Here is a 24,095-nt window from a genome sequence, read left to right as displayed (position 1 = left end):
TGGATATCCTTAATTGTTGTTATTTTCCTAGAAGGAGTAAGTCACTGTCGCGATGTAAGACGCTTTCTCTTGGTCCAACAAATCGATGTTGCCCAAGGTGCCTCGCTCTGCATCTTGATAGAAACCCGTTGATGACGCCGCGAGTTGCAATGACCAGCTTTCATCAAACTCGTATGTGCCGTACAACGCCCCCTCATACTGCCAACTGCTTCTGCGCGTACCTTGATAACTGATGCTGTTACCACCTAACGCCGTGATCCCCACTGCGAACGATTCCCACGACTTTTCCGCAACAGCAAACAATGAGTAAGTCCACTCAGTCAGCGAGCGTCCCCCCATGGTTTTGTATTCGTGGAAATTTTTTCTCAGTCTTGGCGAAACCGAAAAATCGACGCTCCAAGCTGAAAAAGAGATCGGCACATCTAAACGAACCGCGGTGTGCAGTTCATCTTTACGAGATGTTTCTGAAGTTGGAATGGTGAGCTGACCCGCAACGCCGATTTTCCCTGTATCTCCAAAGCGATATAGGTTCGTGTATTGCAAGCCCAACACCGAATCTGTCGCGTAGGTGCCGACTTCATCTTCTAGGGCACGATAGCCACCCGTAGAAAAATAGGCTTTTGTGTCGCTCGAAAAGGAATAAACGAGATCGCCTCCCCACGAGAAATTGCGGACAGAACGGTAGTCGTCTTTATCGTAAATGTTTGTATCGTAAGATAGGTAAACGGCCCCACTAAACTTACAAACAATACAGGACGCATCTCCTTCATTTTGTGTAGATTCAGGCGTGCTAGTGCTATCAATTACACTCGTTTCCACCGCGAATGATGGCGCTGAAAACAGCGTACCCAACAACATTGCAAGCGGCGTCATCATCCACTTTGTTGTGTGCTGCATGTTTTGAAACTTCCATGAGAATTAAGTTTATTAGAATAAACTTAAAGACAAACAGATTATTGGGATGAAATTCCATAAAAATTCAGATAATCAACCCCAATAAACCTATCAACCATAAAATTACTCTTATGGTTAAATCCTTATTTAATTTTTTAATACTATTTATCTGAGTATTGTCGCGTTCTACTTTGCTTAAAAACGTACTTTAAAATGACTTTTTATAAATAAAACCACTCACCACAACATTAAAGAAGCAGCAAAGCAACGCCATTAAAATAAAAGCTAAAAGACAATTATTATCAACAACTTAAAATCAACAAAAACAGTTAAAATGAATGAGTGAAAATGTATAAGTTAAAATACAAAAAATATAAGAACATCATTCCGTTTAATTTTAGTCGTTATTGTATTGAGAAAGTTTAATTTTCAATTTCTAAAATTGGTGGGATACACATAAGAGAAATCATCAAAACCATCCGTTGTTAATAATGAATTTCGCATTTAAAACAAAAGATAGAAACAAGATCAAATTCATGTTTTCTAATATATATATTCAACCCTTGACAAGTTTGAATAGAAAATCAAACTTTCAGTCAATCTAAAATCAACAAAACATTCACCAAGTGAATACTCAAAAGATAAGTCAAAACTAAATAGCACATACGGTCAGCATATTTGTGAATTACTATTCATTAAATATTTTTTTATGAATTAAACAATAACGTGACCAGATTCACACAATTGCACTGCATGCAACATAAAGCAAACGAAATTTAAGTGTTTACGGACCCAAAACGTGTCGATAGAACAGAGATTAAACATCGAGCTGAAACACGTATTTCCCACCGAAATTTATTATACATAGCAGTGAGTTACCTGTACCCAAGCGGTTAAAATGCGTACTGATGTGACTCACTTTTGAGAGAGGAACATGAGAAGAGCAAAAGCACTAAAAGAGGATAATGCGATTTGAATAACCAGTGCTTCAAACCGCACTTATGAACTTATGCAGAGAAAGAAAGACTATCAGTTACTGTTGAATGGTTTTATGACCACAGTTTTCGCAGATCAAGTGACGTTCAAATTCATCCATAGAAGCAAGGAAGGCGCCGAATACTACGCTTTTAAGAAAGCCAGCAATGAACTCTTTCTTGTTGCGATTTTTATCGCCTTCAAAGCCACTTTTCTTTCTGACTAACACCACTACATGATGCGTTTCTACCCCACATGTAGGGCACATGAGGACTTCTGTCTTGTTCGACATCTTAGACTCCTTGGCGAATTATCCCTTTCTGATGGCATGATTCTCTTATGCCTGTAAAGCGAGTCATCATACCATCACTATCGATTCTTACTCTTCTTCGTTGAGACGACGAATCAACTTAGCTGGCGTGCCTCCGTATAGACAATCTGGCGGCACATCATGGTTGACGACCGAGTTCGCCGCAATCACCGAGCGAGCACCTATCGTCACACCTTGGTTAATGACGGAGTTACCGCCAATCCACACATCATCTTCAATCGTGATAGGTTTACAAAACGTCTCCCAACGTCGGCGACTTCGGTAATCAACAGAATGAGAAGCCGTATACAATTGCACGCTTGGACCGATTAGCACGTGGTTCCCGATGGTAATTTTGGCACCATCGAGCATGACCACGTTCATGTTGATAAAGGTCTCTTCGCCGATTTCGATGGTTTTACCGAATTCGCAATGGAAAGGGGCTTGAACAATGCAAAGACCCGCTTTGCCAAACAGCTGTTTTTGTAATTCGTCGCGCTGACTTTCGTCGGTATTGTTATTGAGCGCTCTAAGTGCTTGAAGAGCATGACTTCTAATTGCGTCAATTTCTTTGTCCATGCCATCAAAGATTTGACCAGACATCATTTTTTCGAGTTCTGTCACTGAGAGACTCCTAAAACCTGCAATTACTACTTTCAGATTAATCACACGGTACGTGAATTGCGGAATAAAAAAAGAGAAAAGCCTGCACTTTTCTCTTTCCTGTTTTTATATTTTGTGGAGTCTGTCGACTTACACGATTTCCCAGCTGTGGGTCATCTCAACACCTTCACCTAGCATTAAGCAAACCGAGCAGTATTTTTCTAGCGAGTCAGCCGCCACTTTTGCTACGACTTCTGGGTCAAGCTCGTCACCTGAAACTTCAAAGTGGATATTCACTTGCGTAAAGATACGTGGTGCGGTTTCACGACGCTCTGTGGTTAGCTTGGCATTAACAGACAAGACCTTTTGTCCTGCCGTTTTCAAACCGTCGACAACATCGACAGAGCTACAGCCACCAGCGGCCATTAGTACCATTTCCATTGGGCTTGGTGCCGTTGCACCGCCATTGCCATCCATCACTACGGAGTGACCCGACTGAGATTGCCCAAGGAATTTAAAATCTTCTACCCATTTAACTTCTGCTTGCATGATTTACCTCATTTAGCATCGCTCGTTGAAGACATCGTTGCCCTATCAAGCGGTGTATTTCGTGTCGATACTTTAGCTTTCTCGCATAAAAGGGCAACGGAATTTTCAACATTGCTGTAATTTTTTCGCTCGGTTGCCTTTCTCTATACGTAACACTTTTTATTTCAGTCACACTTTCTACGGAAAACAACGTTGAGGTAGCTATGAAGAATATATCTAAGTTATTGGTCGGATTCTCTTTCGCACTTCCTGTCTTGTTTCTACTTTTGAGTAAAGCAGGCACCGCCGATACGATGGATAAGATGAAGACTTCAGAGAATGCAGAAATCGCCACACTGGCTGGCGGCTGTTTCTGGTGTACAGAATCTGATTTGGAACAGTTAACTGGCGTAGTCGATGTCGTATCAGGCTATTCTGGTGGTCATGTTGAAAACCCAACTTATCGCCAAGTTTCATCAGGTAAATCAGGTCACATAGAAGTGATCGAAGTTAAGTACGATCCTAAAGTGGTTAGTTACGAGCAAGTGTTGGACTACTTTTTCCGTCATATCGATCCTACTGACGATAAAGGCTCTTTTGTCGACCGTGGCCCACAGTATCGCCCTGCTATTTTCTATCATAACGCTGAACAAAAGCAGATCGCAGAACAGTTTATAATGGAAATCGACAAGGCGATGATCTATCCAAAACCGTTGAAAACAGAATTGATCGAGTTTGAAAAGTTTTATCCCGCAGAAGAGTATCACCAAGACTACTACAAAAAGAGCAGCTTAAAGTATAAGTATTACCGCTATGCGTCTGGTCGAGATAAATACTTGGATGAAGTATTTGGTGATGATCGTAAAGAGAACTCAAAAACGCTTCGTCAGTTGATCGAAGAAAAAAAGTTACTATCGAAAGTGAAAGCGTACAGTAAGCCTGCTAAGTCCGAGATCAAATCAAACTTAACGGAGTTGCAATACTACGTAACGCAAGAAGAAGGCACCGAACGTCCGTTCGACAACGAATATTGGGACAACAAAGAAGCGGGGATTTACGTTGATATCGTAACTGGTGAGCCGTTGTTTTCTTCTACCGATAAATACAAATCGGGGACGGGTTGGCCAAGTTTCACTAAGCCAATCAACCCAGGTTACATCGTTGAAAAAACCGATTACAAGCTGATTTATCCAAGAACGGAAGTTCGCAGTAAGTTTGGCGATTCTCACCTTGGTCATGTTTTTAAAGACGGTCCGAAGCCGACAGGATTACGCTACTGCATGAACTCTGCGGCAATGAAATTTGTACCTGTAAGTGAAATGAAAACGCAGGGGTATGAAGAGTATCTGTATCTCTTTGATAACTAGTTCGTATTCATTCAACTTCAAGGGCATACGATGGTGAATGGGAAGGACCAGATGAAAGGTTTTAAAACACAATTACCAACAAAAATCTGCTCTGTTTGCCATCGCCCATTTTCTTGGAGAAAGAAATGGGCAAGAAATTGGGACGAAGTCGTTTACTGTTCTGAGCGCTGCCGAAGAAACAAATCAGTCAAAAGTTAGAACCACAAAAACTTTATGCCGCACTGCTAGCCTTATTTTCCAAGGTAACGTGGCCCATAAGCTGCGCTTCACCAAGGTAACAAGGCACCATCATAAGCCCAAAATGCCCCGCTATCCTGCGGGGTCGCTTTGTCAATCAATCCCCATAAGTCTCGCGCGACACGCTCTGGGCTAAACAGCTTTCCTTCAGGTACATTCGCTTGAAAAGGTGCCGACAAAGCCGTATCTGTTGTGCCTGGGTGAAGAGCGAGTACAGTCCCGTGTTTGACCATTCTCCGCCATTCAATCGACATGGTTTTGAGGAACATATTTAACGCGGCTTTCGATGCACGATAGCTGTACCAACCGCCTAAGTGATTATCACTAATACTGCCAACTTTGGCCGAAATGGTCGCAAACTTAGGGTTGGCACTGCGTTTTAACTTGGGCGTGAAGTATTTCGCCAACAGTAAACTCGGCAAAGTATTAACCATGATGGTTTGCTGAAAAAAGTCTGCGTCGAGCGAGCTAAGATTCTTCTCAGGGCCTTTCTCTTGGGTGTGCAACATACCAACGCAGTTCACCAACCAATCAACATGTTCAATTTGCTCACTGAACTCTTTCACCTGCTCATCTTGAGATACATCCACTTGATGCCAAACTACATTTGGGTGTTGCCAATCTGGTTGGTGCTCACGATAAGTGGCATGCACGCGAGCTTGAGGAAAGCGAACTAGCGCTTGTTGAACCATCGCCAATCCAATGCCGCCATTTCCACCAACGATCAGTATGTCCATTACAAGCTCTCCAAGTTTTCCATATAGTGCTCTGCGGTATCTAATATCGCTTGGCGTTGCCGCTCTTCCATATTGTCCCAAGATCGGAAAATCATCCCAATACGTGGATTCGTTGCTAAGCGTTTGTCGTGTTTGTTCATAAAGCGCCAATATAAGCTGTTGAACGGACAAGAGCCTTCTCCACTCCTAGCCTTATTGTCGTAGTGGCAACCCTTACAGTAGTCGCTCATTTTGTTGATGTAAGAGCCACTCGCCGCATACGGTTTGGTGCCAACAATCCCACCATCTGCAAACAGTGCCATACCGCGCGTATTGGGCATTTCTACCCATTCAATCGCATCAACGTAGATACCGAGATACCATTCATCCACTTGATCTGGGTCGATCTCGGTTAATAAACAAAAGTTACCGGTTACCATCAAGCGCTGAATGTGGTGCGCGTAAGCGTAATCAAGAGACTGGCCAATCGCGTTTCGCATACAGGCCATTTTGGTTTCGCCGTTCCAGAAGAAGTCTGGCAGCTTTCTACTCGCTTCCAGTTCATTCTTTTTCGGGTAATGAGGCATGTTCGCCCAATAAACGCCTCTGATGTACTCTCGCCATCCCAAGATCTGACGAATAAAACCTTCTACCTGAGAAATGTCTATGTCGGCATTGGCATGAAATGCCTTTAGTGAAGCGTCAATCACCTCTCGCGGATTCAGCAGCTTGCTGTTCAGCGAGAACGAAATCCGGCTGTGATACAAGCTCCATTTAGCATCGTGCTGACCTGTCATGGCGTCTTGAAAACGACCAAACAGTGGCAAACAGACCTGACAAAAATGCGCGAGTAAAGACAAGCTTTGAGAGCGATTTACTGGCCAAAGTAAATCACCATTTAATTTACCTATGGTTTGAATGTTGTGCCGACCTAAGCGCTCGACAATATCACTGACGTCATGACTAAACATTAATGGCTTTGGCAGCTGTTCAATGTCTTTTGCTTTAAGTTTATTTCGGTTATTGGCGTCGTAGTTCCACTTTCCACCAATAGGCTTACCGTCTTGCATCAAAATGTTGAAACGCTTACGCATACGGCGATAAAAGTGCTCCATCATGATGTGTTTACCTTGGGGAAACTGCAATTCTATTTCCTCAAACGGTAACAAAAAGTGTTCCGAATCGACGCTGCGCATCACGACCCCATCAAGCTTTAGTTTGGCTAACTGCTCTAGTAAACGGTATTCGTCGGGGCGTTGATATTCAAACTTACTTGCACCAACTTCACTCACGTAGTGTTGTAAGACTTGCGCAAGATCCTCGAAAGATTGTGTGTCATCCAACGTAAGGTGCAAAACTTGATGCCCTTCTTCCTGCAGCTCGTTAGCAAAATTCGCCATCGCAGAGAAAAAAGCACACACCTTTTGAATGTGATGCGTAACGTAAGTATTTTCTTGTTTTAACTCAGCGACAAGGTAAAGCACCGAGTCGTCTACACGTTGAAACCACGAATGCTCGCTATTAAGTTGGTCACCAAGAATGAGCCGAACCGTCTCGTAATGCATTGGTTATCTCCCGCTCTCTTTTTTTGGCGCAATCGGCCAATCCACCATATCGACACTATCAAGATGTACGCCTACGCATCTCCCCTGCCATTTGTCGATAAATGAGAAATCTGGATCATAAGTTTGTGTCTGCTTTTCTAGATTAAACTGACGTGAGCCACGTGGGTCAGCGCCAACACCAGCCAAATACTGCCAGTTGCCCCAATTAGAGCCGACATCGTAATCAATCAACTGAGTTTCAAAATAAGCAGCACCGTAGCGCCAGTCGAGTCCGAGTTCATGAACCAGACAACTCGCGACCAGTTGGCGCCCTCGGTTAGACATATAACCCGTTTTATTAAGCTGATGCATACATGCGTTAACTATTGGAAAAGGTGTCTCGCCTTTCTTCCACTGCTTAAAGCGTTGCGCATAAAAACTGGTCAGTGGTGGCTGGTTGGCGATACCGCCAAATCGAAACAACTTCTGTTGATACTTTCTCGCGTACCAATAAAAGTATTCCCGCCACAACAACTCGAAATAGATCCAATAGGTTGAATCATTTGCTCCGTTCTTCCGCTCATATTGTTTGAGCATGGCATAAATGATTGTAGGAGAGACGCAACCATGAGCTAACCAAGGTGAAAATTTAGTTGAATACTCCACCCCATCAAGCCCATTGCGCGTCTGTTTATATTCGCTCGCTAAACTTGAAGCAAAATAGCGTCGACAATGTTCAAGACCGCTCAGCTCTCCGCCATCAAATGCTGGTTTGGTGTCAAAGTAATATGTCGTGGCGGTAGGAAAATTCATACCTGAAGGTGCTGGCGGTAAAGCATGAACGCTCTCGTAAGGCTGAGAGAGGTCTAAACCTTCGACCTGCTTTCTAAATTTCGTGAAGGTCGCAGGCAGTTGCCTTAATTCAAATGGTAACTGCTCTTCGCACAACAAAGTGCGGATCGCTTGCTGTTTTATGTTCACATGGGGAGTGTCTTCAATTGCACGCTCTAGTGCCTGTTGCTCATCCGAACCAGCAAACGCATCAGCATAAATATGAGTGATACCGAAATGACTGATGGCATATTTGATCGCTTGATAGGGCGTCAGTTCAACCGTCCATAATCGTTGCCCCAATTTAGCTAAAGATTGATTAAGTTCATTAAGCGATGCCTCGAGAAACTGCAATTTCGCACGCCCTAAAGAGGTCTCCTGCGCAAAGTGCTGCAAGTAAGGTGTCACCGAGGGGCGACAATACAAACAAATTAACTCATCCATTTCTGCACAAGCGTCTACCAACAGCGGGTTGTCATGCAAACGCAGGTCATTAGTGAACCAATACAGTCCTATTTTCTTATCCAAGTCGCACCCTCTTTTTGTAAACTCGTTTTTTGTAAACTCGGAGTCCCGCGTTCTTGTTGCAAATAGCCTAAGCGCTAAGTCTTTTATTCCACTCGTTGTTGTACGGGCAATAGGGCTTTACGATCATTAGGTTACTGACAATCTCACTAAACCAATTGGCTGGTCATCTTAGAGCCCTTAACACCAAAACATCGTTTGCACATGTTTCATACTAAGATTTTATAAAATTAAAATTTGGCGATATTGATAACGGTCTTAATCACTCATTTTTTATATAAACCATGCAAAAATGATAAAAATTAAAGCGATATTGGTTAATATCCGTTAATCTAAGTCCAATTCCATTTTGCTAGTACCATCGCAGAAATGACCGACGAGTTTAAAAAATCGACCGCTAATTTGAAAAAAGCGGTCCCACTAATGATCAAAAATCATGTTGCTGCCACGCCAGCCAACTATGCGCTTTGGTATACCTACGTTGACAAGACCATTCCTGAACTCAACTTTGAGTTGGATACGGTGTTAGAAAACTACGGTATCTGCCCGCCTGCAACCAATAAACAGCTTTATAACAACTATGTTGCCAGTAAAGCAGAAACAAGCCTTGAAGATCTTAGAACCAATGTAGAAGTTCTGCTGCATGAAGTGTCCAGCTCGATGAGCGATACACTTTCAGATACTTCTTCCTTTTCTGAAATGGTAGACAAAAGTTTTAATAAGCTAGAAAAAGTTGAAGACAACAGCTTAAGTATTGAAGAAGTGATGGTGGTGATTCGTCAACTTGTCGCAGAGTCACACGAAATTCGTCACTCGACAAAGTTTTTGAATAGCCAATTAACTAATGCGAGTGAAGAAATTTCTCGCCTCAAAAATCAGCTGGCTGAAGTACAGCAAGACGCATTGTTTGATGGTCTATCCAACCTTTACAACCGTCGAGCTTTTGATAAAGATCTGTCTTCGCTTATCGCATCAAATCAAGCAATGACCTTGATCATGCTTGATATCGACCATTTCAAGTCATTTAACGACAATTACGGCCACCTTTTCGGCGATACGGTGCTAAAAGCCATTGCCCGTCGACTACAACAAAGCTGTCGAGATGGAATATGCGCGTATCGTTTTGGTGGTGAAGAGTTCGCCTTAATTGTGCCCAATAAATCTCTGCGAATTGCTCGCCAATATGCAGACACACTACGCCGCATGATAGAAAAACTGCGCATCAGAGATAAGCGTTCTGGTACACAAGTTCACAGCATTACCGCTTCTTTTGGGGTAGCAGAATATGAGGTGGGTGATACACCTGAAGCTCTGGTCAATAAAGCCGATAAGCAACTTTATGAGGCAAAACAACTCGGTCGTAACCGCGTGATGCCCATTTAAATCAATTTGTTATGTAAGCTTGGTTAATAGGACCGACTTTTTCGAAATAGAATAAAAAACCCGCACTATTGAGTGCGGGGTCTATTTATCTGGCGCTTCACATCTTAATCGACACTGTAGCAGTAGCTTAGAATATAGTCGTCACCGTTTTTCGCAGTGTATTCTTTATCTTCACTGCATGCCATCGGCTTACCTTTTTTGTCGCCTTTGATTAGGCTGATCCAGTGGCGCATCGCCGTCGGCGCATTACCCGTTAGTTCAGGATTAAACGTAGTGCGTGTTTCCAGTTGAATGTCATCAATATCCATCAACTCCACACAACCGGTGCCTTTGTGACAGCCAAATAGCACTTCTACGTGGTTACCTGAATCGTCTTTAAACAAGATCGATTTTGGATCTTCTTTCTCACCCGTATACGCCACAAAGTGTTTTGGGCTTTTCAGGCCGCTGTGTGTGCCGTCTTTGAAGTAAGCCAATACATGGCGGTAATCAATTACGTAACTTGATACATCTTGGTGCGACCCGTTCTCCAATGGGAACATGCGGTCTAGTAGTTGCTTCGCTTTTACTTGCTTCTCGCTCTGCTGCTCAGCACTTACCGCTTCGACGGCAAATACAGCTTCAGCGATAAATGGGCGTTGTTGTTGCATCTCTTTTTTATCGAAGTTCAGCATATTCATCGTCATATCCTCGCACTTAAAAAAACTCGTCCTAGAGTAAAAACTTAATTCCTTCGTTTAAGTTTCAGGCAATTCTGTGAAGTTGATGGTTAATTTCCTTGCCTGCTTATTATGTAGACTAGCGAAATATTGACTACAATTTCACAACAAAAATTTTACAATGTGAATTTTACAAAATGTCTGTGTCAAAAAGCCTTATTCGTCAGTCCCATTTTCTAGGTACGAAAATTCGCAACCTAAGGAAAAACAACCATTTAACGATGGAGGATTTATCTGCACGCTGTGTAAGGATCAATCCTGAGTACGCACCGTCGGTATCTTACCTTTCGATGATAGAGCGCGGAAAACGCGTTCCGAGTATTGATATGCTCGAAGTAATCGCGGAAGTTTTTCAAAAAGATCCTGCGTGGTTTTTAGATGATGAACCGGAATTAGAGGCCATTACCCCCAACAAAGGGAATCGTGGCGGTATCAATGGTATGGCATTGGAACCGAGCTTTTTGTTCTCCAATGATATTCTCCAAATCGCGATTCCAGAGATGTTGTCTCAAACGGGTATTACTGGACGTCAATTCGCCCACTTGTTGATCCGTGCGCACCAAGAGAACCATCAAAACCATTTTCCTGATTTAGAACGCGCTGCCGAAGAGGTCGGCTTGAAACGCCTGAATCTATCGGTAGAAGATCTGATAGATATTGCGAAAAGCATGGGGTTGGATATTCGCTGGGTAGACCGAGCACCACAGGATGTGATTGATGAACTGGGCGTCAGCGCCAAACAGTTGATTACGTCTTTCATGGAGCCACCTGGCACCATTTACCTCAATAAACGAATGCGCGACTACCCAACCCGACTGAAATATGACTTGGCGGTATACATCGGCCATCGCGTGCTCCATAGCAGTGATGCAATGAATAACGTTTTATCTATTGGGCATCAAAACAACTGGGAGCAAATGGACAGCCCAGTTTCCAACTCTGAGCTCAACTCGCAAGATATCCTACAAGCTTGGCGCGATTTTGAGTCCAGCTTTTTTGCTGGTGCCCTGCTTTGCCCCAAAGTACCATTTCGTCAGTTGCTTGACCGTTCCGGTTACGAAATTGATGTTCACAAAAAGGCCGGCGTTTCTCCTTCCGTTGCGATGCGTCGTATGACCGTGGTTTCTCCGTACCCTCATTGGCACTACTTTGATGCCTATGGTCCGGGCAAGTTGAAAGCGGTATATCGTGGAAATGGCATCCCGCTTCCTTGGGGTAATATGCGCAAAGTGAACGATCCTTGCCAACACTGGGCCGTATTTAGACGTCTAGCCCAACCTTTGGATACCAGTTCAGCGCAAATTTCGATTTTGAATGTGGGCGACGAGCCACGTATTTACTGTTGTGAATCAGTCAACGTATTTGACCCTGCGGGGAACAACCGAGTGTTGTGCGCGGGGATAGATTTAAACCCTGCGATTTCTGCACAAGGTGGTGATGCAGTTTCTATTGCGGAAGAGCTGAAGTCACTTTGTGTCGCTTCCGGCGGAAGTAGTGTCATTCCTCCCCACATCAAAAAAGACTTAACAACCATTGCTAAGATATTAAACATCAATTGGATAGAACGAGGTATTCAAACCCAAGCTAGGCTAATCTGCTCAAGAGGAGCCGTTTGTCCAAGGCAGCCTAGTTGTTACAGTAAGTGCGGAGAAGCCGATGAGACAGGTGACAACGTGAATATTATTGGTCTCTAGAAAGAAAAAACGCCAATCACAATAATCGTGATTGGCGGTATATACTTGTGAACAATGTGTATTCACTAACAACGTCAGTTGGCTAGGTGACCCTCGGCTTAATAAGGGTCACTCTAGATAAAGCACGATGCGTGCCAACTTTAAAAAGGCCGTTTTTTAATAGATCCAGATGCATATCGTTGCTTTATTGACCATAAATTTCGCAAACTGCATTTGCAAAATGCAACAACATGCAAATATGCCACTTCATGCACTGCTAATAATGACTCTCTCAGCAAAGAGTCTATTAACATGTAAAGTCATATATTCTTATACCCAAATGATGGTGAGATTTCGGATTCTTAACCTTACCACTGCTCCAAAGTCCTGATTGAAACTGGGCTCAGGTTCATCCGCCATGTTTTTGTTGATACATTCTCTCATCGGCTATTTTCATCATTTGCTCTGGAGATGACATGTCCGGATCAAATATCGCGTACCCAATGCTGGTTCTCAGGTAAATGAGCGCTTCATCGTAAATCACGGGCGTCGAACATAAAGCTAACCTGAGCTTTTGTAGCAGAGACTGAACATTTTCTTCCGTCCCAGGGTTATGAACGACAACTAAAAACTCATCACCTCCCATTCGGGCCACTATATCTGATTTACGCAGAGAGCTTCTCACTCTTTCAGCCGTAGCGACTAAGACCTTGTCGCCTGCGTCATGACCATAGGTATCGTTAATATGTTTAAACCTATCCAGATCTATATTGATTAAGGCGAAGCTGTAACGCTTTTTGTAACGTTTCGCTATTTCAAACTGCTGCTTGTAAAACTTCATAAAATAGCGACGGTTTGGTAAGTGCGTCAGTTCATCATGCAGTGCTCTATCATCCGCAATGGTGTACAAGCGATAAATCGCAATAAGCGCGAGGCTCAGTGCAAAAACAATGGGATAACCGATAAGCCTTGCTAAATAAAGCTGATGCCAAGGAATTTGACGGTCGAGTTTGTCTCCGGAGAAAACCACCATACTCCACCCACCATAAGGAAAATGAACCATTTCTTTCGCGTATGGCTTTTTGGTTTCACTCAGTGCGCCAAAGAAAACGTCACCAAAAGCACCGCCACTGTCGTAACCACGAATCATCAAAGGGTAGCGATAAGAAAAATCGATCACGCCAGTTTCTCGCATCAGAGCATCAAAATTAATCACCGCACTGATCACACCCCAATAATCTTGGTTCAACGGTGGATCAAGAAAAACCGGAACCCGCACGATCAAGCCTTTGCCGCCTTGAATCAAGTTGACAGGTCCTGCTATAAATATTTCTTGTATATCTTTAGCTTTTTGCACCTGTACCCACTGCTGTGGCACCGTTCGGTAATCGAGGCCGATTAAACGCTCATTACCTTGGCGGGGAAATATATGACTGATAACATCATTCTTCGCAATGCCAATGATCGTAATATGTTTGCTTTTGCTCAGGATGCGGTGAGCCGCAATGTTCAATTCGTCTTCTTGATTTTTAGGCAGTAAAGTAATGAGTGTCGCCAAGGTACTGGCTTTATAGATATCCGCCATAAGTACCGCTTCCAAATTGGAACGGAGGGTGGAAAGTTGCTCTTTGGCCTCAACTTGAACTCGCTCTTGGTGAAGCTCTTGCTGATTTCGATGCAACAGCTCAATAACCCCAACGCATAAAGCGAAAAAACTGAGGAAGAACAATGCAAAATAGCATCGCTTTCTGGGTAAATAACGCATTTTCTCCCCACAACTCGTATATCGTTACGAGATTTTTATTTATTGTTAAAATTCTTATTATCACAAGAATAACCAATCCCAATCGGAAAGGTAACAGTGATTAAAATTTTTTATGTTTTAGGTATGAGATGATGCATCAACAAGGCGATTTATTTGGCGGTACTCAGTGGCAAGAAGTAGAAAGGGGTAAACTCTATTACGATCCTTACTTTCTTAGCCATCTAGAAGCGGATCACTACTTTGACCAACTTCTGGAAACACTGCCATGGCATCAAGAGCGCATTACCATGTTCGGCAAGTCAGTACTTCAACCTCGTTTACAAGCGTGGCATGGTGATGCAGCATATACTTACTCTGGCTTGACCATGCAGCCTCACCCTTGGACTCCTGAGTTAACTCAGCTCAAAGTGCGCTGTGAGTCGATTGCGGATGTAGCCTTCAACTCTGTACTTGCCAACCTATACCGACACGGCCAAGATTCGATGGGCTGGCACCAAGACAATGAACCAGAGCTAGGTAGAAACCCGGTTATCGCCTCTTTGAATTTAGGTGAAACACGTCGATTTTTGCTCAGAAATTTACATTGTAAAACTGAGATTGAGTATGAGCTTTCTCACGGCTCCTTACTGGTTATGGCTGGCGAGCTCCAACATCACTGGAAACACTGTGTACCAAAAACCGCGAAAACCAAAGGTGAACGTATCAATCTGACTTTTCGACAGATTTTTAACTATTGACTCAGCTTTTACATTCTTAATTAATATTGATGGTAGGTTTAGATTCAGGACTTCATAGGGAATGGATTTATGCGTATCAAACCTCTTAGCTTAACGGTCTTACTCTCTTGCTCACTTACCTTTGCTGTTCAGGCATCACAAGAAGAGATACCGCTCCTAGATAATGCTCAATCAGCACTGTTGATTCGTAGTACCTACGAGCAGGAACTGTTCACTTTACCTGCGTTTAAAGAGGGGCACTTTGGCTTACGCATGTACCGCCAGACGTTAGATGAGAAATATCACGCTGCCGTTTGGACCGACATGGCACAAGTAGCTAGCCGATTAAACCGATTTGCTAATGAAGTCGTTGAACCTGAAGACATTATTCTTTATTCATCACAAAGACTGACCGCGTATCAAGAGAAAGAAAGTGAGCGAGGGCAACGACGCTATACCGTCACTAAACACCATCCTGAATATCTTTATCTTGGCGTGGATTTGCTTGGCGCAATGGCAAGAGCAAACGAATATGGTCTGAAACATAAGCAAGACAAGACGCTAAGAAAGATCCTGAGGCGCTACGATTTCTCGCGTTACGTTACGGACAAAGAAATGATAGAGGCGTGGGCAGCTCAGCTCGCAAACCAAGTCTACTGGCTTCGCCAGCTAGGCGAGCAAGATGTGGTCGACGAATTCACTCAAACCTTCCGTAACACCTACCCTGACGATAAAGATAAGATGCTTTCAGCGCAGCAGTATTGGAATAAACTCTATGGTATGACGCACATCATCTTTGCCGACTCACAGTACTATCAAGAACGAGTAAGCGAAAAGAAACACCAATGGATTTATGATTACTTTCGCAACAACATCGACACTATCCTACTGCGCGCCAAAGAAGACGTAATTGCAGAAGTCGGCATTTCGTTTTTGTTAGCAGGCTTGGATCACGATCCGGTCGTCGAGAAAACCCGCCAAGCCATTCGTCACGCAATCAACGCTGAAAAAGGAATGATTCCATCGGTCGATGGGAGTTTTGATCTCAAGTACGGCGAGCACCGTAACGTGCTAGCCATCATGCTGCTCGATTGGAAAGGGGTACATAAAGCGCCAACTTATCAAGAGCACCCTGACGCTTTTAAATCAATACCCTACGGCTTAATACCTAAGCCTTAGAAATAATAAAACCCGCCATTTAGGCGGGTTTTTAGTGTGCATCTTCAATCTAAATTAGAGCGAGATGAAAATGCCCGCTAAACACGCACTCATCAGGTTAGCGAGTGTGCCAGCAGCAACCGCTTTTAGGCCTAAACTTGCTACATCTTTGCGGCGCTCAGGTGCCATCACGCCGATAGAACCCAGCTGAATCGCAATTGAGCCAATGTTTGCAAAGCCACACAACGCAAAAGTGATGATGACTTGAGTATGCTCAGACAGCGTCGCTTTGTGCTGTACAAAATCGATAAACGCAACAAACTCGTTCATCACAACTTTCTGACCAATGTATGAACCCGCAGCAAGAATTTCGTGGCTTGGCACACCAATCAACCACGCTAGAGGTGCAAACAAGTAACCAAAAATCGCTTGTAGCGTCACACCAGAGAAACCAAGTATGTCACCTAAGTTTTCTAGTCCCGTGTTCACCATCGCGATAACACTAACAAAAGCGATAAGCATGGTACCAACAGCAACGGCCACTTTCATACCGCCCATGGCACCGCTTGCTAGCGCATCAATAACGTTGCTTTCTTCTGATTTATCTAGCTCAATATCGTTGTAATCGCTTGGCGTTTGGCGTTCAGGAACAATGATTTTTGCCATCATCAAACTACCTGGAGCTGCCATAAAGCTTGCCGCAATCAAGTATTTTAGGTCGACACCTAAACCGGCATAACCACCAAGCACACTACCCGCCACTGAAGCCATACCACCAGCCATCACAGCAAACAGTTCAGAGCGAGTCATGTTCGAAAGAAATGGACGAATAAGAAGTGGGGACTCGCCTTGAGATAAGAAAATGTTACCTGTTGCAACCAGAGACTCTGCTTTACTCGTACCCAAGAACTTCTGGATAGCGCCGCCAATAAATTGAATCACTTTTTGCATGATGCCCAAGTAGTAAAGGGCGGAGATAAGAGCACTGAAGAAGATGATGATAGGAAGGACACGAATAGCGAAGATAAAGCCAGAAGAAGCGAGGTCACCAAAGAGGAATTTAATCCCCTCATCAGCAAAGCTGAGTAGCCCCGCGACACCATTACTTAAACTCGCCAGCGCCGCCTGACCTAACGGGAAATAAAGCACTAAGGCAGCAAATCCCATTTGTAGCATCAAGGCGCGAGATACGGTTTTCCAATTAATGGAAGAACGGCCCTCAGAAAGTAGGAAAGCACAACCTAGCAGTGCAACAATACCAAATAGACTAAATAGAACACTCATGAGCTGGACCTACTGAACGTTGAAAAAGAAAAAAGAGCCAAAGGAATTGGCAGAAGAAAGGGACAACGCAGCGAGTGATAACTCGCCTTCAGATCCAGAATGTAGACAGAACGAATAGTTCGACATCTTATTTTTACCTTATACAAGCAATTGAACGTAGCTGGTCCGGTCCGTGGGGTCATTCACTGCTGGCGAGCGTATTGCTTGGCCTGCTCCATGTGACGGCTTGTATGGGTAAGGGTCCTGAACAACTAAACCCTAATTCCCGCTTAAACGGGACGCAAGTATAGCCAACAAAAAGAGATATTCATCACATTTATTTACGCAAACGTTCAAGCGTTCAAAATTTAGGCAAAAACGTTCTTTTGTCGTCATACTGTTAATAAAAGTAAGGGTATAAGGACAGACTTTGATGGTAAAAACGCAAAAGTGACCAATAAATACGCAATCAAACTCGAAAGATCCAAAATTCGTCATTTTGCTCTCGCCAACAGATGGATTTTGGTTATACAATTCGCGGTGCTTCTTTTCGAGGCCTCTGAGTATTCAGAGCATCATGATGCCGAGATGGTGAAATTGGTAGACACGCTAGCATGAGGTGCTAGTGCCTTTGGTGTGAGGGTTCGAGTCCCTCTCTCGGCACCATTATCCTTCTTCCCTAATTTTGTTCGAGTGTAATGCAAAGTTCTAAGCAGGCAAGACAGTCTACAGATGCTAACCAACTTCTGAGTGAGCTTGCGGTTCACGCTTTATTGCACCTGCACTTTAAAATTCACGCGTCCTCACATGGCCTCTCCCTTAAAGAGCGTAACGACTTACTGCAGAAATGGCTGAAGCCAAAACTGAAGAGTAATCGCTATAAGCTGATTAAAAAGCCGTTAAAGTCTTTGACTCAACAGGCAAAAGGCGAGAACGGAAATCTGGAAGCGTTACTCGAACGTTGCGTGGGTGCAGATAAACCAAGTAACCCTCAACCTGATCTAGATAGCTACTTGCTGTTGATTAACGAGATTGAGAAGAAGTTGGGGACTACCGTATTATTATCTCGACCGGAAGACGTCGACTTATCTCACGACCAACACGGCTGTTTGCTGTGTGTGCTTTCTGAGAACTTAAATCAGCACTTCGATGATAATAACGCCCTAATCGCTCCTATTTCGATGCTGTTCCGTGGACCAATGAGTCAACGCTCACTTTTCCTTGGCAGCATTTACGCCAGTGGTACATTCAATTATGAAGTGCAGTACCAGGACGATCAGTTCGTTCGCATTACATTAGAGTTGGCGTAACTGTAACGCTAAGAAACAAATCGAAAAAGGCCGCGAAACTCGCGGCCTTTTGTTTTTCTATATTCAAACCTTAATTAATCGATTTCTTTAAACCGAGCAGTAAAGTGGCGCAGCACTGGTGGCTCGTACTCGAAAGTGAGCCCTTTTAACTCATGTGCACGATTTTTCAGTTCGATAATCGCATCCGCAATGTAATCCATATGATCGTTTGTATAGACACGACGTGGAATGGTCAAACGCATCAACTCAAGCTCTGACGCTTTTTGTTTACCCGTTTCCGGATCTCGACCAAGCAGCAACGATCCTATCTCTACTGCTCGAATACCCGCCTCCAAGTACAAAGCATTACACAATACCTGCGCAGGGAACTGATCCGCTGGAATGTGTGGCAAAATCTTAGCGGCATCCACAAACACCGCGTGACCTCCCGTTGGGTATTGAATTGGAATACCTCCTTCACGTAAGCGCTCACCTAAGTATTGAACTTGGCTAATTCGGTAGTGAAGAAAATCTTCATCTGCCGCTTCATACAAACCTCGAGCGAGCGCTTCCATATCACGCCCAGCCATACCACCGTATGTCACAAACCCTTCCATGGGTACACAACGTGTCTGCACTGCTTGGAACAACTCTTTATGATCACGAATACAACACATACCACCAATGTTTACCATCGGGTCTTTCTTAGCCGACATCGTCAACATATCGCCGTATTGATACATCTCGCGAATGATTTCCAGAATCGATTTATCTTCGTACCCCTCTTCACGCTGCTTAATAAAGTAGGCGTTCTCACAGTAACGAGCCGAGTCAATCACCACCGGAATATCGTACTTGGTTGCGATTTCGTACACGCTGCGCATGTTTTCCATCGACACAGGCTGGCCACCGGAACTATTACAAGTAATCGTGGTGATAATCGCACAAATGTTATGTGAACCGTGCGCTTCAATTGTTGCCACCAGCTTATCGATATCAAAGTTGCCCTTCCAATCATAAGGCGTAGTGGTGTCGAATGCTTCTTCCGTTACCACGTTAATCGCTTTACCGCCATTGAGTTCAATGTGACCCGCTGTGGTATCAAAATGGTAGTTCGATATAAATACTGGCGTTTCACCACCACGCACTTGACGCATACGCTCAATCAAAGCTGGGAACAAAATTTGCTCGGCACCACGCCCTTGGTGCGCAGGCACGGTGAGCTTGTAACCAAAGAAGTGCTCCACTGCATCACATAGGTTGTAGTAATTTCGACTCCCCGCATAGGATTCATCCCCCATCATGATGCCAGCCCACTGATTATCACTCATGGCACCAGTGCCAGAGTCAGTCAGCAAATCGATATAAACATCATCACTACGAAGAAGAAATGGGTTATAACCCGCTTCTTTTAACGCGACTTCACGGTCTGCCAAAGTCGTCATTTTGATTGGCTCAACCATTTTGATACGGAAAGGTTCTGGAATACGTTTCATTGTTAATTTCCTTATACGCATTGCCCTACGCGCTATCACGTAAGACTAAAAAACAAATAGATAGAATGCTTTTCAATGCGATTGCATTGAGGAAATCAACGAGAAGAGATTTTACTAAGAAGAGACAAGCAGTAGTCTAGGTTGTACCAGAACGACAGCACCAAACGGCTATCGAGAATATCCTTTATTCTCATCGTCTTCGTCCTCCTGATAAAAATAAAAAGCCAGAAACCCCATGTTTCTGACCTTTTCAATATAGTGCAGTTTTCAATCAACTTTCAGTGAAGTCACCCTCATTTTAAGAAGGTCTCGCCCTTTTCATTCTGCGTTTGATATTACTTTCTTTGACTAAATAATCGAAAAGTGGCGCGAATAAGTTAGCAAATAGAATCGCTAACATGATGCCTTCTGGATACGCTGGGTTCAGCACTCGGATAAAAATCGTCATCACACCGATTAATAGTCCGTATGCCCATTTACCGCCATTGGTAAAAGCCGCCGAGACAGGATCTGTCGCCATAAAGAAGGTACCAAACGCGACCCCACCAATCACGAAGTGCCAGTAAAACGGCATGGAGAACATTGGGTTAGAGTCCGAACCGATCGCATTCAATAATAATGAAGCCGCCACTAAACCAACCAACACACCTGCAACGATTCGCCACGACGCTATCTTCATAAAGATAAGAATAAAGCCTGTTAGTGCAATCAACAGCGTGGAGACTTCACCCATCGAGCCTGGCAAGTTACCAACAAAAGCATCTCCCCATGAAATTGGCTGCCCCGTCATATTATTTATCAAGGCACTTTGCCCACCTTCATACCATTGGCTCAGCGGTGTAGCGCCAGAGTAACCATCTGCCGCAACCCACACGGCACCACCGGACATGTTAGCGGGATAAGCGAAGTACAAGAAGGCTCGCCCTGCTAGTGCCGGGTTTAAGAAGTTTCGCCCCGTACCACCGAAAATCTCCTTCGCCACAACAATACCGAAAGTGATACCTAAAGCCGCTTGCCACAGTGGAATTGTCGGTGGAAGGATCAGCGCAAAGAGTATAGAGCTGACAAAAAAGCCTTCATTTACCTCATGCTTTCGCACAATAGCAAACAGAACTTCCCAGAAACCACCAACGATAAACACCGTCGCATAAACGGGTAGAAAATAAGTAGCACCAAGCCACATTTTACTTGCCCACCCCGCTTGTGAAACCGCATCTAACGAGCCCCATACCCAACTCAGTTGCCACGAAGAAGCCAGCGCTTGCTGAGCTGAGGCTTGATCCATTCCATACAACAAAGCATCGCTGGACTGCTGACCTATGTTGTACATACCCCAGAACATGGCAGGGAAGACCGCCAGCCACACCATGATCATAATACGTTTTAAATCGATGCTATCTCGAACGTGAGTCATGCCCTGGTTAACCTTACCAGGCGTGTAAAAAATGGTTTCGACAGCTTCGAACAATGGATAGAACTTGTGATACTTCCCACCTGGGCCAAACTTAGGTGTCGCTTTCTCAAAGTAGTGTTTAAGGCTCATAACAACTCCTCCTTTATCTAAAAGATGGTACGCACTGCCGTAAAAAGCGATCGTTTTTTAATCTCTTAGCCTTCCTTCTTCGTATTCCATTTTGTTCGTCGCTCTTCCCTCATCTCTTCCAATTCGGCGAACTGTTAATTCGAAACTTAAAAGGGAATGCCCATGGATACACTCGCCATCGATTTAGCCAGATTCCAATTTGCCTTTACTGTCTCTTTCCACATCATTTTTCCAGCGTTTACGATTGGTTTGGCAAGTTACCTCGCCGTGTTAGAGGGCTTGTACTTAAAAACGGGCAACAAACAGTACATGCAGATATATAAATACTGGCTCAAAATCTTTGCCATCAGTTTTGGTATGGGTGTGGTAAGTGGCATCGTGTTGAGCTATCAATTCGGGACCAACTGGAGCGTATTTGCCGACAAAACAGGCCCAGTCTTAGGCCCGTTAATGGGATATGAAGTTTTCACTGCGTTTTTCCTCGAAGCGGGGTTTTTAGGCGTGATGCTCTTCGGTATGGATAAGGTAGGCAAGAAGCTTCACTTCACAGCGACTTGTATTGTTGCATTCGGGACGTTTTTGTCTGCGTTTTGGATACTTTCGGTCAATAGCTGGATGCAAACACCAACGGGCTACAGTATCAACGAAGCCGGACAGTTTATCCCAGAAGATTGGTGGGCGATTGTCTTCAACCCTTCCTTCCCTTATCGGCTCGTTCATATGTTGCTCGCCGCTTACCTCACTACCGCCTTTGTTGTAGCGGGCGTTGCCGCTTATCACTTACTAAAAGCAAACCATAATCCACTAGCCAGAATTATGTTCTCGATGGCAATGTGGATGGCAGCCATCGTGACACCAATTCAAATCGTTGCTGGAGACATGCATGGATTGAACACCCTTGAACATCAACCCGCCAAAGTTGCCGCAATGGAAGGGCACTATGAGTCTCACCAAGGCGCGCCATTGATCCTCTTCGGTATCCCTAACGATGAAGAAAAACGTATGGAATACGCACTGGAAATCCCCAAACTCGGTAGTTTGATTTTAACTCATGACCTCAACGGTGAAGTGAAGGGATTAGATGCTTTTCCAGAGGAGGAACACCCTCCTGTCTCTATCGTTTTCTGGTCTTTCCGAGTAATGGTCGCGCTTGGTTTTGGCATGCTTGTTATTGGTTTGTGGAGCCTATGGCTAAGAAAACGTCGCAAACTTTTTGATTCAAGGGCACTTCAACGTATTTGTGTCCTGTTTGCCCCAGCGGGGTTCATTGCAGTTTTAGCAGGCTGGATAACCACCGAAGTCGGTCGCCAGCCTTACACCGTGTACGGTCTTTTAACCACAGCCAATTCGGCATCGCCTATTGATGCCGCCGCGGTGAGCGTCTCCCTGACGGCGTTCATCGTGGTTTACTTTGTGGTTTTTGGAGCAGGCTTCTTCTACCTACTGCGTTTGATGCGCAAATCTCCAACTCGTTATGAAGAAGGCTTAGACAGCCGACTTCCTGATGGCACGAAAACCGATGCCATCACACATTCTAACCATCTAACCTAGGAGCTAACTCATGGATTACGCATTAATTTGGTACGCTTTGATTGGGCTCGCCGTTCTGATTTATGTCGTGTTAGATGGCTTTGATCTCGGTATTGGTATCCTATTCCTCAGCGCTAATGACGATGAAGAGCGCGACATGATGATGAACAGTATCGCTCCTGTTTGGGATGGGAATGAAACTTGGCTAGTTCTTGGCGGTGGTGGGCTTTTTGCCGTGTTCCCCCTCGCCTACGCGGTCATTATGCCAGCACTCTATGCTCCCCTGATTTTAATGCTGCTCGGGCTAATTCTGCGCGGGGTTTCTTTTGAGTATCGCTTCCGAACACAACGCGGAAAGTTTTTATGGGATAGCGCTTTTTTCATTGGTTCACTCACCGCGGCATTGATGCAAGGCATTATGCTTGGAACCCTGCTCCAAGGTATAGAAGTTAGTGAACGAGCATACGCAGGTGGATGGTTTGATTGGCTTTCGCCATTTAGCGTATTTTGTGGCTTGGCGCTTGTTTGTGCTTATATTCTGCTTGGTTCATGCTGGTTATTAATCAAGCTTCCAGAAGAGCTGATGGGGCGTTACTACGTGGTCGCGCGACGATGGGGGCTAGCAATGGTAGCCTGTATATTCATCGCCAGTTTGTGGTTGCCATTGAGCCAACATATCGTCTTTGAACGTTGGTTCTCATTACCAAACTCGCTGCTGTTTTTCATCTTACCAATTATTGCAGTGGCACTCATTTGGCAGCTATTCAAAGCCTTACTCGACCACAAAGCTGTTCGTGCCTATGTACTTGCCATCGGCCTGTTTCTTGTTTCCGCGATGGGTTTCGGTGTCAGTACATTTCCTTACTTGGTCCCATTCGCACTCACTTATCAAGACGTCGCCGCGCCAGATAAAAGTTTGGCATTTTTACTTGCCGGTGCGGTGGTATTACTTCCTCTGATCATAGCCTACACGGCTTATTCGTATTGGGTTTTCCGCGGTAAGATGAAACGTGGAGAGGGATATCACTAA

21 protein-coding genes and 1 tRNA gene are annotated in these 24,095 nt (G+C 44.3%); 10 read left to right on the top strand and 12 right to left on the bottom strand.

Features of this window, described 5'->3' with window-relative positions:
- Nucleotides 1–27: 27 nt before the first annotated feature.
- The 4 genes from MSG33_RS00355 to MSG33_RS00340 all read right to left on the bottom strand — a co-directional run bounded on the left by MSG33_RS00355 (nucleotide 28) and on the right by MSG33_RS00340 (nucleotide 3,331).
- Nucleotides 28–897, bottom strand: coding sequence for a hypothetical protein (locus MSG33_RS00355; RefSeq protein ID WP_193447470.1), 870 nt, complete (start codon nucleotides 895–897; stop codon nucleotides 28–30).
- 1,030 nt (nucleotides 898–1,927) lie between these two features.
- The gene (locus MSG33_RS00350; RefSeq protein WP_005393681.1) at nucleotides 1,928–2,161 is read right to left on the bottom strand and encodes a hypothetical protein; all 234 of its coding nucleotides are present in this window, start codon (nucleotides 2,159–2,161) and stop codon (nucleotides 1,928–1,930) included.
- Nucleotides 2,162–2,248: 87 nt separating this feature from the next.
- On the bottom strand, nucleotides 2,249–2,803 hold the full coding sequence (locus MSG33_RS00345) for a sugar O-acetyltransferase (RefSeq protein WP_005393677.1): 555 nt from the start codon (nucleotides 2,801–2,803) through the stop codon (nucleotides 2,249–2,251).
- Nucleotides 2,804–2,932: 129 nt separating this feature from the next.
- The gene (locus MSG33_RS00340) at nucleotides 2,933–3,331 is read right to left on the bottom strand and encodes an OsmC family protein (protein WP_005393675.1); all 399 of its coding nucleotides are present in this window, start codon (nucleotides 3,329–3,331) and stop codon (nucleotides 2,933–2,935) included.
- 203 nt (nucleotides 3,332–3,534) lie between these two features.
- Here MSG33_RS00340 and msrB point away from each other — a divergent pair, with 203 nt between their 5' ends.
- The gene (msrB, locus tag MSG33_RS00335; RefSeq protein WP_248379343.1) at nucleotides 3,535–4,677 is read left to right on the top strand and encodes a peptide-methionine (R)-S-oxide reductase MsrB; all 1,143 of its coding nucleotides are present in this window, start codon (nucleotides 3,535–3,537) and stop codon (nucleotides 4,675–4,677) included.
- 51 nt (nucleotides 4,678–4,728) lie between these two features.
- Nucleotides 4,729–4,875 (top strand): DUF2256 domain-containing protein, encoded by a 147-nt coding sequence (locus MSG33_RS00330; RefSeq protein WP_074189751.1) that lies wholly within the window; start codon nucleotides 4,729–4,731, stop codon nucleotides 4,873–4,875.
- A 68-nt stretch (nucleotides 4,876–4,943) separates the two neighbouring features.
- Here the strand turns inward: MSG33_RS00330 and MSG33_RS00325 are convergent, their stop codons facing one another.
- Genes MSG33_RS00325 through MSG33_RS00315 form a run of 3 tightly spaced genes read right to left on the bottom strand, consistent with a single transcriptional unit; the run spans nucleotide 4,944 to nucleotide 8,533 of the window.
- Entirely contained in the window at nucleotides 4,944–5,651 is a 708-nt protein-coding gene (locus tag MSG33_RS00325) for an SDR family oxidoreductase (protein WP_248379341.1), read from the bottom strand.
- Nucleotides 5,651–7,195 carry a cryptochrome/photolyase family protein gene (locus MSG33_RS00320; RefSeq protein ID WP_248379339.1) on the bottom strand — a complete coding sequence of 515 codons (1,545 nt, stop codon included), beginning with the start codon at nucleotides 7,193–7,195 and terminating at the stop codon, nucleotides 5,651–5,653. Before MSG33_RS00320 ends, MSG33_RS00325 begins: the two co-directional genes overlap by 1 nt.
- Nucleotides 7,196–7,198: 3 nt before the next feature.
- On the bottom strand, nucleotides 7,199–8,533 hold the full coding sequence (locus tag MSG33_RS00315; protein ID WP_248379338.1) for a DASH family cryptochrome: 1,335 nt from the start codon (nucleotides 8,531–8,533) through the stop codon (nucleotides 7,199–7,201).
- Between the two features lie 366 nt (nucleotides 8,534–8,899).
- Here MSG33_RS00315 and MSG33_RS00310 point away from each other — a divergent pair, with 366 nt between their 5' ends.
- Nucleotides 8,900–9,913, top strand: a complete 1,014-nt coding sequence (locus tag MSG33_RS00310; protein ID WP_005393654.1) for a GGDEF domain-containing protein — start codon at nucleotides 8,900–8,902, stop codon at nucleotides 9,911–9,913.
- A 104-nt stretch (nucleotides 9,914–10,017) separates the two neighbouring features.
- On the opposite strand, the gene MSG33_RS00305 is transcribed toward MSG33_RS00310, so the two are convergent.
- Nucleotides 10,018–10,593 carry a hypothetical protein gene (locus tag MSG33_RS00305; RefSeq protein WP_248379337.1) on the bottom strand — a complete coding sequence of 192 codons (576 nt, stop codon included), beginning with the start codon at nucleotides 10,591–10,593 and terminating at the stop codon, nucleotides 10,018–10,020.
- Between the two features lie 176 nt (nucleotides 10,594–10,769).
- On the opposite strand from MSG33_RS00305, the gene MSG33_RS00300 reads away from it, so the two are divergent.
- A complete protein-coding gene (locus MSG33_RS00300; protein WP_104973366.1) occupies nucleotides 10,770–12,326 on the top strand; it encodes a DUF3612 domain-containing protein in 1,557 nt (518 codons plus the stop codon).
- A 388-nt stretch (nucleotides 12,327–12,714) separates the two neighbouring features.
- Here the strand turns inward: MSG33_RS00300 and MSG33_RS00295 are convergent, their stop codons facing one another.
- Nucleotides 12,715–14,070 carry a diguanylate cyclase gene (locus MSG33_RS00295; protein ID WP_164665369.1) on the bottom strand — a complete coding sequence of 452 codons (1,356 nt, stop codon included), beginning with the start codon at nucleotides 14,068–14,070 and terminating at the stop codon, nucleotides 12,715–12,717.
- A gap of 131 nt (nucleotides 14,071–14,201) precedes the next feature.
- On the opposite strand from MSG33_RS00295, the gene MSG33_RS00290 reads away from it, so the two are divergent.
- Nucleotides 14,202–14,807, top strand: a complete 606-nt coding sequence (locus MSG33_RS00290) for an alpha-ketoglutarate-dependent dioxygenase AlkB (RefSeq protein WP_048624683.1) — start codon at nucleotides 14,202–14,204, stop codon at nucleotides 14,805–14,807.
- Nucleotides 14,808–14,876: 69 nt separating this feature from the next.
- Nucleotides 14,877–15,965: a DUF3541 domain-containing protein gene (locus MSG33_RS00285; RefSeq protein ID WP_248379335.1), complete on the top strand. Its 1,089-nt coding sequence runs from the start codon at nucleotides 14,877–14,879 to the stop codon at nucleotides 15,963–15,965.
- Between the two features lie 54 nt (nucleotides 15,966–16,019).
- Here the strand turns inward: MSG33_RS00285 and MSG33_RS00280 are convergent, their stop codons facing one another.
- Nucleotides 16,020–17,228: a NupC/NupG family nucleoside CNT transporter gene (locus MSG33_RS00280; RefSeq protein ID WP_005393641.1), complete on the bottom strand. Its 1,209-nt coding sequence runs from the start codon at nucleotides 17,226–17,228 to the stop codon at nucleotides 16,020–16,022.
- Nucleotides 17,229–17,789: 561 nt separating this feature from the next.
- Between MSG33_RS00280 and MSG33_RS00275 the strand changes: the two genes are divergently transcribed.
- Together MSG33_RS00275 and MSG33_RS00270 are read left to right on the top strand one after the other, a co-directional pair.
- Nucleotides 17,790–17,873: transfer RNA gene (locus MSG33_RS00275), tRNA-Leu, on the top strand.
- Between the two features lie 32 nt (nucleotides 17,874–17,905).
- Nucleotides 17,906–18,517 carry a DUF2913 family protein gene (locus MSG33_RS00270; protein WP_005374167.1) on the top strand — a complete coding sequence of 204 codons (612 nt, stop codon included), beginning with the start codon at nucleotides 17,906–17,908 and terminating at the stop codon, nucleotides 18,515–18,517.
- Nucleotides 18,518–18,591: 74 nt separating this feature from the next.
- Here MSG33_RS00270 and MSG33_RS00265 read toward each other — a convergent pair whose 3' ends face one another.
- Both MSG33_RS00265 and MSG33_RS00260 read right to left on the bottom strand, forming a co-directional pair.
- Nucleotides 18,592–19,992: a tryptophanase gene (locus tag MSG33_RS00265; protein ID WP_053808157.1), complete on the bottom strand. Its 1,401-nt coding sequence runs from the start codon at nucleotides 19,990–19,992 to the stop codon at nucleotides 18,592–18,594.
- Between the two features lie 298 nt (nucleotides 19,993–20,290).
- On the bottom strand, nucleotides 20,291–21,535 hold the full coding sequence (locus tag MSG33_RS00260) for an NADH:ubiquinone reductase (Na(+)-transporting) subunit B (RefSeq protein ID WP_248379333.1): 1,245 nt from the start codon (nucleotides 21,533–21,535) through the stop codon (nucleotides 20,291–20,293).
- A 162-nt stretch (nucleotides 21,536–21,697) separates the two neighbouring features.
- Here MSG33_RS00260 and MSG33_RS00255 point away from each other — a divergent pair, with 162 nt between their 5' ends.
- Entirely contained in the window at nucleotides 21,698–23,086 is a 1,389-nt protein-coding gene (locus MSG33_RS00255; RefSeq protein ID WP_115386451.1) for a cytochrome ubiquinol oxidase subunit I, read from the top strand.
- A gap of 10 nt (nucleotides 23,087–23,096) precedes the next feature.
- Nucleotides 23,097–24,095, top strand: coding sequence for a cytochrome d ubiquinol oxidase subunit II (gene cydB / locus MSG33_RS00250; RefSeq protein WP_248379331.1), 999 nt, complete (start codon nucleotides 23,097–23,099; stop codon nucleotides 24,093–24,095).

This window comes from Vibrio sp. 1CM7H (assembly GCF_023161645.1).
Taxonomy (GTDB): domain Bacteria; phylum Pseudomonadota; class Gammaproteobacteria; order Enterobacterales; family Vibrionaceae; genus Vibrio; species Vibrio diabolicus.
This window is presented reverse-complemented; position numbering and strand designations above follow the sequence as displayed.

Bases quoted from the DNA above. Each gene is read 5' to 3' on its own strand.
- MSG33_RS00355 (WP_193447470.1), bottom strand. From the start codon at position 897: ATGCAGCACACAACAAAGTGGATGATGACGCCGCTTGCAATGTTGTTG.
- MSG33_RS00350 (WP_005393681.1), bottom strand. From the start codon at position 2,161: ATGTCGAACAAGACAGAAGTCCTCATGTGCCCTACATGTGGGGTAGAA.
- MSG33_RS00340 (WP_005393675.1), bottom strand. From the start codon at position 3,331: ATGCAAGCAGAAGTTAAATGGGTAGAAGATTTTAAATTCCTTGGGCAA.
- msrB (WP_248379343.1), top strand. From the start codon at position 3,535: ATGAAGAATATATCTAAGTTATTGGTCGGATTCTCTTTCGCACTTCCT.
- MSG33_RS00330 (WP_074189751.1), top strand. From the start codon at position 4,729: ATGAAAGGTTTTAAAACACAATTACCAACAAAAATCTGCTCTGTTTGC.
- MSG33_RS00325 (WP_248379341.1), bottom strand. From the start codon at position 5,651: ATGGACATACTGATCGTTGGTGGAAATGGCGGCATTGGATTGGCGATG.
- MSG33_RS00320 (WP_248379339.1), bottom strand. From the start codon at position 7,195: ATGCATTACGAGACGGTTCGGCTCATTCTTGGTGACCAACTTAATAGC.
- MSG33_RS00310 (WP_005393654.1), top strand. From the start codon at position 8,900: ATGACCGACGAGTTTAAAAAATCGACCGCTAATTTGAAAAAAGCGGTC.
- MSG33_RS00305 (WP_248379337.1), bottom strand. From the start codon at position 10,593: ATGAATATGCTGAACTTCGATAAAAAAGAGATGCAACAACAACGCCCA.
- MSG33_RS00300 (WP_104973366.1), top strand. From the start codon at position 10,770: ATGTCTGTGTCAAAAAGCCTTATTCGTCAGTCCCATTTTCTAGGTACG.
- MSG33_RS00295 (WP_164665369.1), bottom strand. From the start codon at position 14,070: ATGCGTTATTTACCCAGAAAGCGATGCTATTTTGCATTGTTCTTCCTC.
- MSG33_RS00290 (WP_048624683.1), top strand. From the start codon at position 14,202: ATGCATCAACAAGGCGATTTATTTGGCGGTACTCAGTGGCAAGAAGTA.
- MSG33_RS00285 (WP_248379335.1), top strand. From the start codon at position 14,877: ATGCGTATCAAACCTCTTAGCTTAACGGTCTTACTCTCTTGCTCACTT.
- MSG33_RS00280 (WP_005393641.1), bottom strand. From the start codon at position 17,228: ATGAGTGTTCTATTTAGTCTATTTGGTATTGTTGCACTGCTAGGTTGT.
- MSG33_RS00270 (WP_005374167.1), top strand. From the start codon at position 17,906: ATGCAAAGTTCTAAGCAGGCAAGACAGTCTACAGATGCTAACCAACTT.
- MSG33_RS00265 (WP_053808157.1), bottom strand. From the start codon at position 19,992: ATGAAACGTATTCCAGAACCTTTCCGTATCAAAATGGTTGAGCCAATC.
- MSG33_RS00260 (WP_248379333.1), bottom strand. From the start codon at position 21,535: ATGAGCCTTAAACACTACTTTGAGAAAGCGACACCTAAGTTTGGCCCA.
- MSG33_RS00255 (WP_115386451.1), top strand. From the start codon at position 21,698: ATGGATACACTCGCCATCGATTTAGCCAGATTCCAATTTGCCTTTACT.
- cydB (WP_248379331.1), top strand. From the start codon at position 23,097: ATGGATTACGCATTAATTTGGTACGCTTTGATTGGGCTCGCCGTTCTG.